Raw genomic sequence first — 15,897 nt, 5'->3', positions numbered from 1 at the left:
CGATTATTCACTTCTTCTCTTGATCGATTTCATACAGGCTGAGAATGAAATCGCGTTGAGTTTTGTTTAGCCGCCATCCTGATAACTGATTGGTTTTATTTCTTAAAATCACCACGGGAAAAATATATTTATTCTCAAGCGGCCGGGCACAAATGACGTGAAACGCATAAAGCCTAGGCTTTGACATTTTTTTACTTCCCCGAGGGATGAAACCAACCCAATAATTTCAGGATTAAGCTAATAAATCATCGAGATAGACGCTCTGCCACAAATAGCCCTGCATGCCATAAATTGCTTTATGCGACAGCAGGTCGACCTGTTGTTGATTTTCAACACCCTCAACGATGACGCCGTTGCATAATTCGTTGAGATGGTCGAGCAGAATGTCAAAGGTGCGACCGTCGCCAAATTGCCAAAAAAATTCTTTGTCAATCTTGACGATTTCAAATATTCCGCTATCAAACATGGAAAGGTTGGAATAACCCGGACCAAAGTCATCGAGCCATAAAGGGGCCGGCGTCACTTTCGCGACACCTTTTAAAATCAACAGATCGGCGCTATTAAATCGCGCAGTAAAGAATGCTGATATTTCCAGACGCAACAGCGTCAGTTGAGCCAGTTTTTCTTGTATTTCAGCATCTTTAAAAATGCTGGCTACGATATCTCTATCAACATTGATACTGACAATCTGGTCGAACCCTTTCTGGTATAGCTGAATAAGTTTTTCGATCTGGTGGAGGAATAACTGCCATTTAACGTCAGCAGAAAGCTGACTGAAGAACCCAACATCCCTTTCAGGGTTACGCTTATTATTGATATCTGCGTCGTCTGCAAGACGCGTTAACAATTCCCTGGCAATCACCTGGCCGGATAAATCGTAAACCGGCTCCAACAAGAACACTGTCTTCGGTTGATTGCTCATTTCATATCCTTACTGCAACTGCCTGATAGCCTTAAACTGTCAGGATTTCTCATGTAAGAAGTAAGGTAAACATTGATAAAACTTAATGTCTTAACTGAAGGTTAACGTACTACTTACACTTTGAGAAATAGATTTCAGTAAACACTTCAGGCAACTTCAATCGTTTAAATCAATCAATAACGTAAGTAAATTTCTCTAAAATTCACAAAAGCTCAGAAAATTCTTAACTTAATTTAACTTATCGTTTACTTTAATAGATCTGTAAAAACCTTATCGAATTGAAAAATAATGATAAAAAAAGATTCTGCACGATTTGATAGCTCTCCTTAACTCAAATTGCAAAATGTTTTATCTGGCATCTATGTTTCCAAAAAGCGCCAATAACCACTAATTTCTATGGTGACTATTAAAACATTAATGTTTAAATTTTTATTATGCATTACAAAGAATACATAACAGAATAACTGCTTAATCCATGATGAATCAGTAAGTAAGGTAAGGATATTAAGAAAATAATCAGCGTTGCCGACTCGCTTTATTAGAGAAAAGAAGGAGATAGCATTTGGGGAGGTAAATGTGGGATTTACGTGGCGGGTTACAAATAAGCCAAAGGTGATCGTCTTCACAAATCAAATTAAATTATTGTTGCCATGCGCGGATATAGCAGGAAAAGCGAAAACCGAGCCCTTGCGAGCTCGGTTTAAGAGCAGTTAATCACTCATCTTCTAAATAGGTATAACCGTACAAACCACTCTCGAATTCAGACAAGAACTGCGCGCGCAGCTCTTCATCTATATCCGTTTGTTGCGTTACCTGATCGCGGAACAGCGTCATCAAATCGTTAGGATTCAGCTGCACGTACTCAAGCATATCCGCTACGGTATCGCCCTCATCCGACAGCTGAACTTCCACGCTGCCATCCGGGAACGCAAACACATCAACCGCTTCGGTATCACCGAACAGGTTATGCATGTTGCCGAGAATTTCCTGATACGCGCCCACCATAAAGAAGCCGAGCATCGGCGGATTGTCGATGTCGTATTCCGGCATCGGCATGGTGGTGGCAATGCCATCGCCATCGACGTAGTGATCGATGGTGCCATCGGAGTCACAGGTGATGTCGAGCAACACCGCACGACGCTTCGGCATTTTATTCAGCCCTTCCAGCGGCAGCACCGGGAACAGCTGATCGATGCCCCACGCATCCGGCATTGACTGGAACAGCGAGAAGTTGACGTAAATCTTATCCGCCATGCGCTCCTGCAGCTCATCAATGATCGGGCGATGCGCGCGGTTGCTGGGATCGAGATGCTGCTGAATGTAGTGGCAGATGCTCAGATAAAGCTGCTCTGCCCAGGCGCGCTGGCCGAGATCGTAGGTGCCTGATGAATAACCGGTATGGATGTCGAACAGATCCATTTGGCTATCGTGCAGCCATTCGCGCAGCGAACGACGCACGTCGGGTTCGTGCATCTCCTGCCACGTATCCCACAGGCTCTGAATCGGACGCGGTGAATCGGCATCCGGTGCCACCGGCGTGCTGAACTCGTTACGCTCAACACCAATGATGTTGGACACCAGCACGGTGTGGTGTGCCGTCACCGCACGACCTGACTCGGTGATCACGGTTGGATGCTCCAGCCCGTTCTCTTCACAGGCATCGCCAATCGCCCAAATCACGTTGTTGGCGTATTCGTTCAGACCGTAGTTGACCGAGCAATCTGACTGCGAGCGGGTTCCTTCATAATCCACGCCCAAACCGCCGCCCACATCGAAGCATTTGATGTTAACGCCCAGCTTCGCCAGCTCCACGTAGAAACGCGCCGACTCACGCACGCCGGTCGCGATGTCGCGGATGTTGGACATCTGCGAACCGAGATGGAAGTGCAGCAGCTGCAGGCTATCGAGACGGCCCGCTTTGCGCATGATATCGACCAGCTGTAACACCTGCGATGCCGCCAGGCCAAATTTCGATTTTTCACCGCCGCTTGACTGCCACTTGCCTGAGCCCTGCGACGCCAGACGCGCGCGGATACCAAGACGCGGAATCACATTCAGACGCTCGGCCTCTTCCAGCACCAGACGCACTTCGGTCATCTTCTCGATCACCAGATAGACTTTGTGGCCGAGCTTTTCACCGATCAGCGCCAGACGAATGTATTCGCGGTCTTTATAGCCGTTGCAGACAATCACCGAACGGGTTTTACCGGCGTGAGCCAGCACAGCCATCAGCTCGGCTTTCGAACCGGCTTCCAAGCCCAGCGGTTCGCCAGAGTTGACCAGCGACTCGATCACGCGCTTATGCTGATTCACCTTGATTGGGTAAACCAGGAAGTAGTCACCTTTATAGCCGTAAGATTCACGCGCGCGTTTGAAGGCGGCATTAATCGAACGCAGACGATGCTGGAGAATCTGCGGGAAGCAGAACAGCGCCGGCAGACGTTGACCGTCGGCTTCGCGCTCTTTCACCAGCTTCGCTAAGTCAACGCGCACTTCCGGCTGATCCGGATCGGGACACACGCTGATGTGCCCCAGCTCGTTGACGTCGTAATAGTTGTTTCCCCACCAGGCAATGTTGTAGGTACGCAGCATTCTGCTCGCTTCCTGATCGTTCATCGCCACCTCCTGCATGGAGCGGAGTACACCTTGTTCGCCAGCTGACGAACCCTTGATATTCTTCATGTCGTCAGACATCGCGAACCTCAATTTTCCGTTGAAATATGAATTTGTTACCGAGTTTTGTCATGGTGGCGCCAGGTAAAAATTGCCTCATCCTGCTTGCTGCCTCTGTAAGGTTGCACTGTGCAATGCTGACTCTAAGTGTAAAACACCGCGCCAAAGTCGGGGCAAATAGCCTGAGACTTCCACGGTCAGTAGACAGCGAAATAGAGTAATAGATGCAGAGAAATGTTAACCGGCGCGCGTGTCGGGAGAATGAACACAACGTCGATAAGAGAAAAAAACGGGTTTGGAGTGTGAAAGGAGTGCCAGCGCGCCGGAACAGCGCAGTGAACCAAAGCGAGAGAAAGAGTGGTTCATTACTTTAATCACCTCCATCGCCTGCTTAAAGCATGCGAGAAACGGCTTGGGTGAAGGTCAGACTAAATGGCATCTGACGGCGCGACGCACGGCGGCGTCATCCTTTGCGGCTGTGGTCGACAGCAGCGGCGTTTTATACAGCCACGCGGGGTAAATTGCAAAATCTTTGTCAGTAACTGCGCGCGGTGTCAGGAAATGATTCCACTTAGGATGTTGCGGAAAATGCGGGATCGGAAAAAGCACTGGAAAAGTGCTCACTGAGTAACCTAGAATAGCCGTCCAGATGGTTTTCCATCTAAACTGATTAACATTCAGGCGGTGTGAGTTAATGCTCTCGCTGCCACTGCTTGCGGCTTTGCCTGAAGGGGCGTCGAGTCGGTCTGATCCCGCTTACGCTATGCAGTCGTATTCAAACCATTTTTAAGGTAAAGAACAGAATGGCTAAACACCTTTTTACATCTGAGTCCGTATCAGAAGGACATCCTGATAAAATCGCTGACCAAATTTCCGATGCCGTGCTGGATGCGATCCTCGAGCAGGATCCGAAAGCGCGCGTGGCCTGCGAAACTTACGTGAAGACCGGTATGGTGCTGGTTGGCGGTGAAATCACCACCAGCGCATGGGTGGATATCGAAGAGATCACCCGTAATACCGTACGTGAAATCGGCTATGTCCATTCCGATATGGGCTTTGATGCGAACTCTTGCGCAGTGCTGAGCGCGATTGGTAAGCAATCTCCAGACATCAATCAGGGCGTTGACCGTACCGATCCGCTGGAACAAGGCGCGGGCGATCAGGGCCTGATGTTCGGCTACGCCAGCAACGAAACCGATGTGCTGATGCCAGCGCCGGTCACCTACGCGCACCGTCTGGTGCAGCGTCAGGCTGAAGTGCGTAAAAGTGGTTCACTGCCGTGGCTGCGTCCGGATGCAAAAAGCCAGATTACCTTCCAGTACGATGACGGCAAAATTGTCGGTATCGATGCAGTTGTACTCTCGACCCAGCATGCTGAAGATGTGACCACCGCCGATCTGCGTGAAGCGGTGATGGAAGAGATCATCAAGCCGGTTCTGCCGACTGAGTGGATCACCGCCAGCACCAAATACCACATCAACCCAACTGGCCGTTTTGTCATCGGTGGTCCAATGGGCGACTGCGGTCTGACCGGTCGTAAAATTATCGTTGATACCTACGGCGGTATGGCGCGTCACGGTGGCGGCGCGTTCTCAGGTAAGGATCCGTCAAAAGTCGACCGTTCTGCCGCTTACGCCGCACGTTATGTGGCGAAGAACATCGTCGCGGCTGGCCTGGCTGACCGTTGTGAAATCCAGGTTTCTTACGCCATCGGCGTGGCTGAGCCAACCTCGATCATGGTTGAAACTTTCGGTACCGAGAAAGTCTCCACCGAGCAGCTGACGCTGCTGGTGCGCGAGTTCTTCGACCTGCGTCCATACGGCCTGATTCAGATGATGGATCTGCTGAAACCGATCTACAAAGAGACCGCAGCATACGGTCACTTTGGTCGTGAGCACTTCCCGTGGGAGCAGACTGACAAAGCCGCGCAGCTGCGCGAAGCGGCGGGTTTGAAGTAACAGACTCCTCTGCGGGCTGATGCCCTCTCCCACGGGAGAGGGCGACGCTGCACGATTTGACATCGAAGCTCGCTTTTGGCGGGCTTTTTTTATGCCTTTGCATCGTCAGGCACATTTTTCTCCGCCGTCTACACTTCTTTCACCTCGCTTACAACTTAGTGATAACGATTACATTTTGAAATCCTTTATCAATCGGCAATTTAGAGATTTTTCAGCGTAGTTATTACTCTGAAAATGCGTTATTTTCAGCGTCGTCTGATAGCCGGTATTTAGTGCGATGTCAGAAACTTAAAGGGTGCTATACCTTACTGGTTACGTAACTATTTCGGGCGGAAAATGCTGGATTGCAGGGTTTCAGCGTGTGTAACCGATTACACTGGTGTGATCTTACTCACTTTTTTCCGCCGACAGGTTTCATAACATTGATAACAACAACGATGGATAAACTTTGGAGGCTTCATGCCTGGTAATAATCACAAGAGCAGAACTTCAAATAAGGTCATGACCTTGTTTGTCTGCTTCTTAGCGGCGCTGGCCGGCTTGCTGTTTGGTCTGGATATCGGTGTTATCGCCGGTGCTCTGCCTTTCATCGCGAAAGACTTTAACGTCACTGCCCACCAGCAAGAGTGGATCGTCAGCTCAATGATGTTTGGTGCTGCCGTCGGTGCTGTCGGCAGCGGCTGGATGTCATCGCGTCTGGGTCGTAAAAAGAGCCTGATGGCCGGTGCGATTCTTTTCGTTATCGGTTCACTGTGGTCTGCGGGTGCAACCAGCCCGGAAATGCTGATCGCCGCGCGTGTGGTGCTTGGCCTGGCCGTGGGTGTTGCCTCTTACACCGCGCCGCTGTATCTCTCGGAAATCGCACCAGAGAAGATTCGCGGCAGTATGATTTCGCTGTATCAGCTGATGATCACCATCGGTATTCTGGCGGCGTATCTCTCCGATACCGCGTTCAGCGACGCTGGCGCATGGCGCTGGATGCTGGGCATCATCACTATTCCTGCGGTACTGCTGCTGATTGGCGTCTTCTTCCTGCCCAACAGCCCACGCTGGCTGGCGGCTAAAGGTGACTTCCGCAGTGCTGAGCGCGTGTTATCGCGCCTGCGTGATACCAGTGAACAAGCAAAACGTGAACTGGATGAAATCCGTGAAAGCCTGAAAATTAAACAGTCGGGCTGGCAGCTGTTCCAGAGCAACAGCAACTTCCGCCGCGCAGTGTTCCTTGGCGTGCTGTTGCAGGTGATGCAGCAGTTCACCGGCATGAACGTCATCATGTACTACGCACCGAAGATCTTCGAAATCGCTGGCTTTGCTAACACCACGCAGCAAATGTGGGGCACGGTGATTGTTGGTCTGGTGAACGTGTTGGCGACCTTTATTGCTATCGGTTTGGTGGATCGCTGGGGCCGTAAACCTACGCTGCTGCTGGGCTTCCTGGTGATGGCGCTGGGTATGGGCATTCTCGGCACCATGCTGCACATCGGCATCCATTCTCAAGAAGCGCAATACTTCGCGGTGGCGATGCTGCTGATGTTCATCATTGGTTTTGCGATGTCTGCTGGCCCGCTGATTTGGGTACTGTGTTCCGAGATTCAGCCGCTGAAAGGCCGCGACTTCGGTATCACGGTGTCCACCGCGACCAACTGGATTGCCAACATGATTGTCGGTGCGACCTTCCTGACCATGCTGAATACGCTGGGCAACGCGCCAACCTTCTGGGTTTACGCCGGTCTGAACGTGTTCTTCATTCTGCTGACGCTCGCGCTGATTCCAGAGACCAAAAACGTCTCGCTGGAGCACATCGAGCGCAACCTGATGTCCGGCAAAAAACTGCGCGACATCGGTCAGAAGTAATCCCGATGAGCGAATGCAAGGGCTGCCAATTGGCAGCCCTTTTTATTTGAGATCGTTCCGGCAACCTTTTATGCTGCCCTCCATGAAAACACCGCGCCTTCCCATCGCCTTACAACAAGCCGTTATGCGCTCGCTGCGCCACTATTTACAGCTGGCCAACGAGAAGCTGGAACGTCGCTTTGATGAGCCCTCGCTGGTTTATCAGCAGCGCGGCACCGCTGCAGGCACTGCATGGCTGGAGAAGTGGGAAATCCGCATCAATCCGGTGCTGCTGCTGGAGAATCAGCAGGCATTCGTTGATGAAGTGGTGCCGCACGAACTGGCGCATCTGCTGGTGTGGAAAACCTTTGGCCGCGTGCCGCCGCACGGCAAAGAATGGAAATGGATGATGGAGAGCGTGCTCGGCGTGCCTGCGCGCCGCACCCACCAGTTTGAAATCGCCTCGGTGCGCAGCAACACCTTCCCCTATCGCTGCCGCTGTCAGCAGCATCAGCTCACCGTACGGCGCCATAATCGTGTGCTGCGTGGAGAAAGCGAATATCGCTGTGTGCACTGCAAATCCCTGCTGCAACCCGGTGAGTATTTATCGAATTAGTTCAGCAACCTAGCCTAATCTCATATCCCGTGCGTCATCATTCTGTTACCCTGCCGCCCTTTTTCAGGACCAGGTTAATTTTTGGAATATGTCTCGCAAAACGTTGCTGTTACTTACCTTGTTAGTTGCCCCACTTAGCGCTTACAGCCTCAGTTTCACTCACTATCATCAAAACAATTTTAGTCAGGCCAAAGCCTATGCGGCGCAGATCAACGCAGATGCGCCCGCCGACTTTTACTGCGGCTGCAAAATCAGCTGGCACGGCAAAAAGGGCGTACCGGATCTAAGCAGTTGCGGCTACAGCGTGCGTAAGAACGCCAATCGCGCCGAACGCATTGAGTGGGAACATGTGATGCCCGCGTGGGAGTTCGGCCATCAGCGTCAGTGTTGGCAAAACGGCGGCCGCAAAAGCTGCAGCAAAGATGCCGATTACCGCCGCATTGAGAGCGATCTGCATAACCTGCAGCCGGCGATTGGTGAAGTGAACGGCGACCGCAATAATTTCCAGTACAGCCAATGGAACGGCGGCGAACAGCAGTACGGTCAATGCAGCATGAAGGTCGATTTTAAGCAGAAACTGGCGCAGCCGCCGGAGCGTGCGCGTGGCGCCATTGCCCGCACTTACTTCTATATGCGCGACCAATATCACCTGCGCCTGTCGCGTCAGCAAACCCAGCTGTTTACCGCGTGGGATAAGCAATATCCGGTGACGAGCTGGGAGTGTGAGCGCGACAATCGCATCGCCAAAGTGCAGGGAAATCACAATTCCTACGTACAGCAGGCTTGCCAGCGCTAAAAGCGCTACCCTACACTAGCTTTTTTCGATTGCGCCGTGTCCGCTGACACGGCATAACGCTGGCAGGAACCGCATGCGTATACCTCGCATTTATCATCCCGAATCTCTCGAAGTTAACAGTGAAATCTTCCTCGATGAAGATGCCGCTAACCATGTTGGACGCGTGCTGCGCATGACGGCCGGTCAGCAAATTGAGCTGTTTGATGGCAGTAATCTGACTTTTAGCGCCGAAATCACCCAGGCTGATAAAAAGCGTGTAAAAGTAAGGGTCCTTGCCAGCCAGGCTGATGACCGTGAATCCCCGCTGCATTTACATCTCGGTCAGGTGATGTCGCGCGGTGAAAAAATGGAATTCACTATCCAGAAATCGATCGAACTTGGCGTGAATGTGATTACGCCCTTGTTTTCTGAACGCTGCGGCGTAAAGCTGGACGCCGAGCGGCTGGCAAAAAAAATTCAGCAATGGCAGAAAATCGCGATTGCCGCCTGTGAACAGTGCGGCCGTAATCGTGTGCCGGAAATTCGCGAGCCGATGACATTGCAAGCCTGGTGCGCGGAAGCCGAAGACGGTTTGAAGCTCAATTTGCATCCGCGCGCCAGCCACAGCATCAACACGCTGCCGCAGCCGGTAGAGCGCCTGCGCTTGCTGATTGGGCCGGAAGGTGGCTTAACCGCCGATGAAATTGCCATGACCGCGCAGCAGGGTTTTACCGATATTCTGCTTGGACCCCGCGTGTTGCGCACCGAAACCACTGCACTCACCGCCATTACGGCACTTCAGGTGAGGTTTGGTGACCTCGGTTAAGCGATACTTTCGGGTTCGAACGTAACTTCACAGCACAACGCTTTCGGGGTAAATGCTTCCCCATTTAGGAGAGAATAATGATTAAGCTTGGCATCGTTATGGACCCGATTTCGTCCATCAATATTAAAAAAGACACCAGCTTCGCCATGTTGCTGGAAGCACAGCGCCGTGGTTACGAAATTCATTACATGGAGATGGGCGATCTCTCCCTGCGCGGTGGCGTGACTTACGCGCGCACGCGTCTGCTGAGCGTTGAGCAGAACTACGACAACTGGTACACGTTTGGCAGCGAGCAGAATATCCCGCTGGCCGATCTTAACGTGGTGCTGATGCGTAAAGATCCGCCGTTCGACACCGAATTTATCTATGCCACATACCTGCTGGAACGCGCAGAAGAGCAAGGTACGCTGATCGTGAACAAACCGCAGAGCCTGCGCGACTGCAACGAGAAGCTGTATACCGCATGGTTCGCCGACCTGACGCCAGATACGCTGGTCACGCGTAATAAAGAGCAGCTGCGCGCCTTCTGGCAGGAGCATGGCGACGTGATCCTTAAGCCGCTGGACGGCATGGGCGGCGCCTCGATCTTCCGCGTGAAACAGGACGATGCCAACTTCGGCGTGATCACCGAAACCCTGACTAATCACGGCCAGTACTTCTGCATGGCGCAGAACTATCTGCCGGCGATCAAAGACGGCGACAAACGCGTGTTGGTGGTGGATGGCGAACCCGTACCTTACTGCCTGGCGCGCATTCCGCAAGGCGGCGAAACGCGCGGTAATCTGGCAGCCGGTGGCCGTGGTGAAGCGCGTCCGCTGAGCGATAGTGACTGGGAAATTGCGCGTCGCGTTGGCCCCACGCTGAAAGCCAAAGGGCTGATTTTTGTCGGCCTGGATATTATCGGTGATAAACTGACTGAAGTTAACGTGACCAGCCCAACCTGCGTACGTGAAATCGAGGCCGCGTTCCCGATATCGATCACTGGCATGCTGATGGATGCCATTGAGAAACGCCTGGGCTGATGCCGTCGGAGTCTCCACTCCGTGAACACCCAAAACCGGCGCTGCCGCGGCTGCGCCGGTTATTTTTGGTATACGAGTGATAATGAATTTACAGCATCATTTTCTAATTGCGATGCCGTCGCTGCAGGACCCACTGTTCAAACGCTCGGTAGTCTATATCTGCGAGCACAATGAAGATGGCGCCATGGGTTTGATCGTTAATAAGCCAATGGACAACCTGACGGTCGAAGGCATCCTTAAAAAGCTTAAAATTAGCGCATCCGAACGCGATCCTGCCATCAAACTGGACAAGCCGGTGTTTGCCGGTGGTCCGCTGGCGGAAGATCGTGGTTTCATCCTGCACTCGGCGCAGCGCATTTACTCCTCGAGCATTCGTATTTCAGACACCACGGTGATCACCACCTCACGTGATGTGCTGGAAGCGATCGGCACCACATCACAGCCCGATAACGTGCTGGTGGCGCTGGGTTATTGCGCCTGGGAGAAAGGTCAGCTGGAAGAGGAGTTGCTGGAGAATGCCTGGCTTACCTCGCCCGCTAACACCAATATTCTGTTCCAGACGCCCATCGCTGAACGCTGGCGTGAAGCGGCACGCGGATTGGGCGTCGATATTCACAACATTGCCACCGATGCAGGGCACGCCTGATGGCCAGTGAAACCTTACTGGGCTTCGATTTCGGCACCAAAAGCATCGGCGTTGCTGTCGGTCAGCAATTAACGGGCACCGCGCGCGCGTTGACGGCTCTAAAAGCGCAGGATGGCACGCCGGACTGGAAGCTGATCGAAAAGCTGCTGAAAGAGTGGCAGCCCGATTATGTGGTGGTGGGCTTGCCGCTGAATATGGATGGCACCGAACAGGAACTTACTGCGCGCGCACGTAAGTTCGCCAATCGCCTGCATGGTCGTTTTGGCGTACGCGTCGAGCTGCAGGACGAGCGCCTGAGCACCGTTGAAGCGCGTGCCGATCTGTTTGAACGCGGCGGCTTTCGCGCGTTGCAGAAAGGCCAGGTTGATTCCCAATCCGCGGTGATTATCCTCGAAGATTGGTTTGATACGCATTAAAGCCATCCAGATCTGGCACATGGCGTAGCGGCGCATTTATTGCGCATTGCCACGGATGAGCAGGGCAGCGGCATAAATATGCGCGATGAATCGCGCCGCTACAATGGGTTGGTTTTCCGCCTTTGAGCGCCTATCTGGCTCTCTTCAAATCATCCCCGCCGCCTGACGCCCCTGCTCGCTCTGCGCAAAGGTTTGCATGCCCGCCTGCGCGCCGGTTTGCAACACGCCAGGCAACTGATGCATCTTGCCTTCGCGGATCAGGTTCGCCACCGCCGGCGTCGCCACCAACACTTCAAACAAGCCAATCCGCCCGCCCGCTTTTGCCGGCACTAAACGTTGCGCCAGCACCGCTTTCAGGCTGCCCGCTAATTGAGTGCGCACCAGGTTTTTCTCCTCAGCGGGAAAGACATCCACCAGCCGATCAACCGCCTGGGTTGCGCCGCGCGTATGGAGCGTAGCCAGCACCAGATGTCCGGTTTCTGCTGCAGTGAGCGCCAGGCGGATGGTTTCGCTGTCGCGCAGTTCGCCGAGCAGAATCACATCAGGATCTTCACGCAGCGCGGCTTTCAGCCCGTGTTGAAACGAGGCGCAGTGCGCACCCACTTCGCGCTGTTGAATCAGCGAGCGTTGGCTGCGATGCACAAACTCAATCGGATCTTCCAGCGTCAGAATGTGTCGCGCCTGCTGACGATTCAGACAATCCACCATTGCCGCCAGCGTGGTCGATTTGCCGCTGCCGGTGGCGCCGGTAATTAAAATCAGCCCCTCTTCCAGCTGTAACAGCTGGCTCACCACCTCGGGCAGATGCAGGCTGCTGAGATCGGGCGCCTGGCTGGCAATCAGCCGCAGCGCCAGCGATAAGCCGTGACGCTGCATAAACAGGTTGGCGCGCAGCCGTATGCCGCTGGCAAGCGTAATAGCGAAGTCAACGTGGCCGTTCTCCTCCAGCTCGGCCTGCTGCGACGTCGTTAGCCACTGCTGCATAAAGACTTCCAGCCAGCCGCCATCCAGCGCGCTCTGCTGCGGAATCGGCTCCAGCACGCCTTGTCGCCGCCAGTGCGGCAAATGTCCGCTGCAAAGGTGCAGATCGGCGGCGTTATGCTTTACACTAAGGGCCACTATTTCATCCAACTCCATTTAGCTTCTCCTGACTATGACTTCCATTGAGCACAACTTACAGCAAGTGCGTGAGCGTATCGCCGCCGCCGCCGCACGTTGCGGCCGCGCGCCAGAAGAAATTACGCTGCTTGCAGTGAGCAAAACCAAACCTGCGAGCGCGGTCGCAGAAGCCATTGCCGCTGGACAACACGTGTTCGGTGAGAATTACGTGCAGGAAGGGGTTGAAAAAGTGGCTGAGCTGGCCGCACATCCTGATTTGCAATGGCACTTTATCGGCCCGCTGCAATCCAATAAAAGCCGTCTGGTGGCGGAAAACTTCGCCTGGTGCCACACCGTGGACCGCCAGCGCATCGCGCAGCGTCTGAACGATCAGCGCCCGGCGTCGTTGCCGCCGCTCAACGTGTTAATTCAGGTAAATATCAGTGACGAGAACAGCAAATCTGGCATCATGCTGGAGGCGTTGCCGGAGCTGGCACAGCAGATCGCCGCACTGCCGAATTTGCGCTTGCGTGGGCTGATGGCGATTCCGGCGCCAGAGTCAGAATACGCACGGCAACTGGCGGTGTGTCAGCAGATGGCCGCCGCGTTTCAAACCTTAAAACAGGACTATCCTGACGTCGATACGCTTTCTCTGGGAATGAGCGACGATATGGACGCGGCAATCGCCGCGGGCAGCACCATGGTGCGTATTGGCACCGCCGTTTTTGGCGCGCGGGATTATGCGCGACCTTCACAACAATAATTGAGGAACCTCATGTTAACACTGACGTTTTTAGTCAAAACGCTGATCGATTTGTACGTGATGGTGCTGCTGCTGCGCATCTGGATGCAGTGGTCGCGCTGTGACTTCTACAACCCGCTGGCGCAGTTTGTCGTGAAGATCACCCAACCGATTATCAAGCCGCTGCGCCGCGTCATCCCAGCCATTGGCCCGATTGATACCGCATCGCTGCTGCTGGCCTTTGTGCTGACCACGCTGAAATATCCGATCCTGCTGCTGATTCAGGTCGGCGTGTTCTCCGTTGATCCCACCAACCTGCTGGTTGGCCTGCTGTCGCTGGTGAAGTCCGCCGGTTATCTGGTGTTCTGGGTGATCATCATTCGTTCGCTGATGAGCTGGATCAGCCAGGGTCGCGGCCCGGTGGATCAGGTTCTGATGCAGCTGACTGAACCGCTGATGTCACCGATTCGCCGTATTCTGCCGGCGATGGGCGGTATCGATTTCTCTGCCATGATTGTGATTCTGGTGCTGTACGCGCTGAATTTCCTCGGCATGGACCTGTTCCCAGGTCTCTGGTATTTGCTGTAATTCGTCTATCTGGAACTGTTATGCAAAAAGTTGTACTCGCGACCGGAAATCCCGGCAAAGTCCGCGAACTGGCCGATCTGTTAGCGGCCTTCGGACTTGATATCGTGGCGCAAACCGAACTCGGCGTTGAGTCGGCGGAAGAAACCGGCCTGACCTTCATCGAAAACGCCATCCTGAAGGCGCGTCATGCGGCTGAGATTACCGGTTTACCGGCGATTGCCGACGATTCCGGTCTGGCGGTCAATGCGCTGGGCGGCGCGCCGGGGATCTACTCCGCGCGCTATGCGGGTGTTGATGCCAGCGACCAGCAAAATCTGGATAAGCTGCTGGTGGCATTGGAAAACGTGCCGGATGGCAAACGTCAGGCTCAGTTCCACTGCGTGCTGGTTTACCTGCGTCACGCTGCCGATCCCACGCCGCTGGTGTTCCACGGTAGCTGGGCTGGGGAAATCACCCGCGCGGCAGCGGGCGCAGGCGGTTTTGGTTACGATCCCATCTTTTATGTCCCTGAATTGGGTAAAACGGCGGCAGAGCTGAGTAAAGACGAAAAGCGCGCCGTCTCTCACCGTGGTAAAGCATTGACGCTGCTGCTGGAAGCGATGCGCAATGCCTGAGTTTTCACCTACGTTGCCGCCATTAAGCCTGTACATCCATATTCCGTGGTGTGTGCAGAAGTGTCCGTACTGTGATTTCAACTCTCACGCGTTAAAAGGCGAGGTGCCGCACATTGAGTATGTGCAGCACCTGCTCAACGATCTCGAACAGGATTTACCGCTGACTGGCGGCCGTGAAGTGCGCACTATTTTCATCGGCGGCGGCACGCCAAGCCTGTTGAGCAGCAATGCGATGCAGATGCTGATGGACGGCGTGCGTGCGCGTTTGCCGCTGGCGGCCGATGCGGAAATCACCATGGAAGCCAATCCAGGCACCGTTGAAGCCGATCGCTTTAGCGCCTACCAGAAAGCCGGTATTAACCGTATTTCGATTGGCGTGCAGAGTTTCAGTCCACAGAAGCTTGAGCGTTTAGGCCGCATTCACGGGCCGGAAGAAGCCGTGCGCGCCGCCCAGCTGGCTGAAGGATTAGGCCTGCGCAGTTTTAACCTCGACCTGATGCACGGCTTGCCGGATCAGTCGCTGGGGGAAGCGCTGGATGATCTGCGCCAGGCGATTGCGCTCAATCCGCCGCATCTGTCGTGGTATCAGCTGACGATTGAGCCGAACACCTTATTCGGTTCGCGCCCGCCAAAACTGCCGGATGACGATGCGCTGTGGGATATTTTTGAGCAAGGTCATCAACTGCTGAGCGCCGCAGGTTATCAGCAATATGAAACCTCGGCGTATGCCAAACCGGGTTATCGCTGCGAGCACAATCTCAACTATTGGCGCTTCGGGGATTACCTCGGCATTGGCTGTGGTGCCCACGGTAAGCTGACGCAAGCCGATGGTCGCATCGTGCGCACGGTGAAAACCCGTCATCCGCGCGGCTTTATGAAAGGCAACTATCTCGATAAGCAGCACGTCGTGGCCGAGAACGACAAGCCGTTCGAGTTCTTTATGAACCGTTTTCGTCTGCTGGAAGCCGCACCGCGCGCCGATTTCCGCCGCTATACCGGCATGGATGAGCAGGTGATTCGCCCGCAAATCGATGCGGCGATAAGTGCAGGATACGTGGAGGAAACCACGGAGAGCTGGCAGATCACTGAGAAAGGCAAACTGTTCCTGAACTCGCTGCTGGAACTGTTCCTGACGGAAGAGTAATGAAAAATGCCCGGCTTATACCGG

At 53.8% G+C, this 15,897-nt stretch carries 15 protein-coding genes; 12 read left to right on the top strand and 3 right to left on the bottom strand.

Annotated features, from left to right (window positions below; genetic code table 11):
• Positions 1–232: 232 nt before the first annotated feature.
• Both MWH02_RS16700 and speA read right to left on the bottom strand, forming a co-directional pair.
• Positions 233–922, bottom strand: a complete 690-nt coding sequence (locus MWH02_RS16700; protein ID WP_271461063.1) for an EAL domain-containing protein — start codon at positions 920–922, stop codon at positions 233–235.
• A 714-nt stretch (positions 923–1,636) separates the two neighbouring features.
• The gene (gene speA / locus MWH02_RS16695; RefSeq protein WP_101761914.1) at positions 1,637–3,616 is read right to left on the bottom strand and encodes a biosynthetic arginine decarboxylase; all 1,980 of its coding nucleotides are present in this window, start codon (positions 3,614–3,616) and stop codon (positions 1,637–1,639) included.
• A 782-nt stretch (positions 3,617–4,398) separates the two neighbouring features.
• Here speA and metK point away from each other — a divergent pair.
• The 8 genes from metK to ruvX all read left to right on the top strand — a co-directional run bounded on the left by metK (position 4,399) and on the right by ruvX (position 11,687).
• Positions 4,399–5,553: a methionine adenosyltransferase gene (metK, locus tag MWH02_RS16690; RefSeq protein ID WP_061720231.1), complete on the top strand. Its 1,155-nt coding sequence runs from the start codon at positions 4,399–4,401 to the stop codon at positions 5,551–5,553.
• A gap of 459 nt (positions 5,554–6,012) precedes the next feature.
• Positions 6,013–7,407, top strand: a complete 1,395-nt coding sequence (locus MWH02_RS16685) for a sugar porter family MFS transporter (RefSeq protein WP_101761913.1) — start codon at positions 6,013–6,015, stop codon at positions 7,405–7,407.
• Between the two features lie 82 nt (positions 7,408–7,489).
• Positions 7,490–8,002 carry a SprT family zinc-dependent metalloprotease gene (locus MWH02_RS16680; protein WP_271461062.1) on the top strand — a complete coding sequence of 171 codons (513 nt, stop codon included), beginning with the start codon at positions 7,490–7,492 and terminating at the stop codon, positions 8,000–8,002.
• An 88-nt stretch (positions 8,003–8,090) separates the two neighbouring features.
• On the top strand, positions 8,091–8,798 hold the full coding sequence (gene endA, locus MWH02_RS16675) for a deoxyribonuclease I (RefSeq protein ID WP_192236412.1): 708 nt from the start codon (positions 8,091–8,093) through the stop codon (positions 8,796–8,798).
• Between the two features lie 73 nt (positions 8,799–8,871).
• On the top strand, positions 8,872–9,603 hold the full coding sequence (gene rsmE / locus MWH02_RS16670; RefSeq protein WP_271461061.1) for a 16S rRNA (uracil(1498)-N(3))-methyltransferase: 732 nt from the start codon (positions 8,872–8,874) through the stop codon (positions 9,601–9,603).
• A 77-nt stretch (positions 9,604–9,680) separates the two neighbouring features.
• On the top strand, positions 9,681–10,625 hold the full coding sequence (gene gshB, locus MWH02_RS16665) for a glutathione synthase (protein ID WP_110868023.1): 945 nt from the start codon (positions 9,681–9,683) through the stop codon (positions 10,623–10,625).
• Positions 10,626–10,707: 82 nt separating this feature from the next.
• Positions 10,708–11,271 (top strand): YqgE/AlgH family protein, encoded by a 564-nt coding sequence (locus MWH02_RS16660; RefSeq protein WP_137386422.1) that lies wholly within the window; start codon positions 10,708–10,710, stop codon positions 11,269–11,271.
• Positions 11,271–11,687 (top strand): Holliday junction resolvase RuvX, encoded by a 417-nt coding sequence (gene ruvX / locus MWH02_RS16655; protein WP_061720236.1) that lies wholly within the window; start codon positions 11,271–11,273, stop codon positions 11,685–11,687. Before MWH02_RS16660 ends, ruvX begins: the two co-directional genes overlap by 1 nt.
• Positions 11,688–11,831: 144 nt before the next feature.
• On the opposite strand, the gene MWH02_RS16650 is transcribed toward ruvX, so the two are convergent.
• Positions 11,832–12,824, bottom strand: coding sequence for a type IV pilus twitching motility protein PilT (locus MWH02_RS16650; protein ID WP_271461060.1), 993 nt, complete (start codon positions 12,822–12,824; stop codon positions 11,832–11,834).
• Positions 12,825–12,840: 16 nt separating this feature from the next.
• On the opposite strand from MWH02_RS16650, the gene MWH02_RS16645 reads away from it, so the two are divergent.
• Genes MWH02_RS16645 through hemW form a run of 4 tightly spaced genes read left to right on the top strand, consistent with a single transcriptional unit; the run spans position 12,841 to position 15,873 of the window.
• The gene (locus MWH02_RS16645) at positions 12,841–13,548 is read left to right on the top strand and encodes a YggS family pyridoxal phosphate-dependent enzyme (protein WP_192412067.1); all 708 of its coding nucleotides are present in this window, start codon (positions 12,841–12,843) and stop codon (positions 13,546–13,548) included.
• A gap of 12 nt (positions 13,549–13,560) precedes the next feature.
• Positions 13,561–14,115, top strand: a complete 555-nt coding sequence (locus tag MWH02_RS16640) for a YggT family protein (RefSeq protein ID WP_008107240.1) — start codon at positions 13,561–13,563, stop codon at positions 14,113–14,115.
• A 20-nt stretch (positions 14,116–14,135) separates the two neighbouring features.
• Entirely contained in the window at positions 14,136–14,729 is a 594-nt protein-coding gene (locus MWH02_RS16635) for an XTP/dITP diphosphatase (protein ID WP_110868025.1), read from the top strand.
• Positions 14,722–15,873, top strand: a complete 1,152-nt coding sequence (hemW, locus tag MWH02_RS16630) for a radical SAM family heme chaperone HemW (RefSeq protein WP_271461059.1) — start codon at positions 14,722–14,724, stop codon at positions 15,871–15,873. The genes MWH02_RS16635 and hemW overlap by 8 nt, the downstream gene beginning before the upstream one ends.
• Positions 15,874–15,897: the final 24 nt, after the last annotated feature.

Origin of the sequence: Pantoea leporis (assembly GCF_028048155.1) — a bacterium.
Classification (GTDB): Bacteria; Pseudomonadota; Gammaproteobacteria; order Enterobacterales; family Enterobacteriaceae; genus Pantoea; species Pantoea leporis.
This window is presented reverse-complemented; position numbering and strand designations above follow the sequence as displayed.

Excerpts from the sequence above, each read along its gene's own strand:
- MWH02_RS16700 (WP_271461063.1), bottom strand. The coding sequence starts at position 922 with ATGAGCAATCAACCGAAGACAGTGTTCTTGTTGGAGCCGGTTTACGAT.
- MWH02_RS16645 (WP_192412067.1), top strand. The coding sequence starts at position 12,841 with ATGACTTCCATTGAGCACAACTTACAGCAAGTGCGTGAGCGTATCGCC.
- gshB (WP_110868023.1), top strand. The coding sequence starts at position 9,681 with ATGATTAAGCTTGGCATCGTTATGGACCCGATTTCGTCCATCAATATT.
- MWH02_RS16680 (WP_271461062.1), top strand. The coding sequence starts at position 7,490 with ATGAAAACACCGCGCCTTCCCATCGCCTTACAACAAGCCGTTATGCGC.
- MWH02_RS16685 (WP_101761913.1), top strand. The coding sequence starts at position 6,013 with ATGCCTGGTAATAATCACAAGAGCAGAACTTCAAATAAGGTCATGACC.
- endA (WP_192236412.1), top strand. The coding sequence starts at position 8,091 with ATGTCTCGCAAAACGTTGCTGTTACTTACCTTGTTAGTTGCCCCACTT.
- metK (WP_061720231.1), top strand. The coding sequence starts at position 4,399 with ATGGCTAAACACCTTTTTACATCTGAGTCCGTATCAGAAGGACATCCT.
- MWH02_RS16640 (WP_008107240.1), top strand. The coding sequence starts at position 13,561 with ATGTTAACACTGACGTTTTTAGTCAAAACGCTGATCGATTTGTACGTG.
- MWH02_RS16660 (WP_137386422.1), top strand. The coding sequence starts at position 10,708 with ATGAATTTACAGCATCATTTTCTAATTGCGATGCCGTCGCTGCAGGAC.
- MWH02_RS16635 (WP_110868025.1), top strand. The coding sequence starts at position 14,136 with ATGCAAAAAGTTGTACTCGCGACCGGAAATCCCGGCAAAGTCCGCGAA.
- hemW (WP_271461059.1), top strand. The coding sequence starts at position 14,722 with ATGCCTGAGTTTTCACCTACGTTGCCGCCATTAAGCCTGTACATCCAT.
- ruvX (WP_061720236.1), top strand. The coding sequence starts at position 11,271 with ATGGCCAGTGAAACCTTACTGGGCTTCGATTTCGGCACCAAAAGCATC.
- MWH02_RS16650 (WP_271461060.1), bottom strand. The coding sequence starts at position 12,824 with ATGGAGTTGGATGAAATAGTGGCCCTTAGTGTAAAGCATAACGCCGCC.
- speA (WP_101761914.1), bottom strand. The coding sequence starts at position 3,616 with ATGTCTGACGACATGAAGAATATCAAGGGTTCGTCAGCTGGCGAACAA.
- rsmE (WP_271461061.1), top strand. The coding sequence starts at position 8,872 with ATGCGTATACCTCGCATTTATCATCCCGAATCTCTCGAAGTTAACAGT.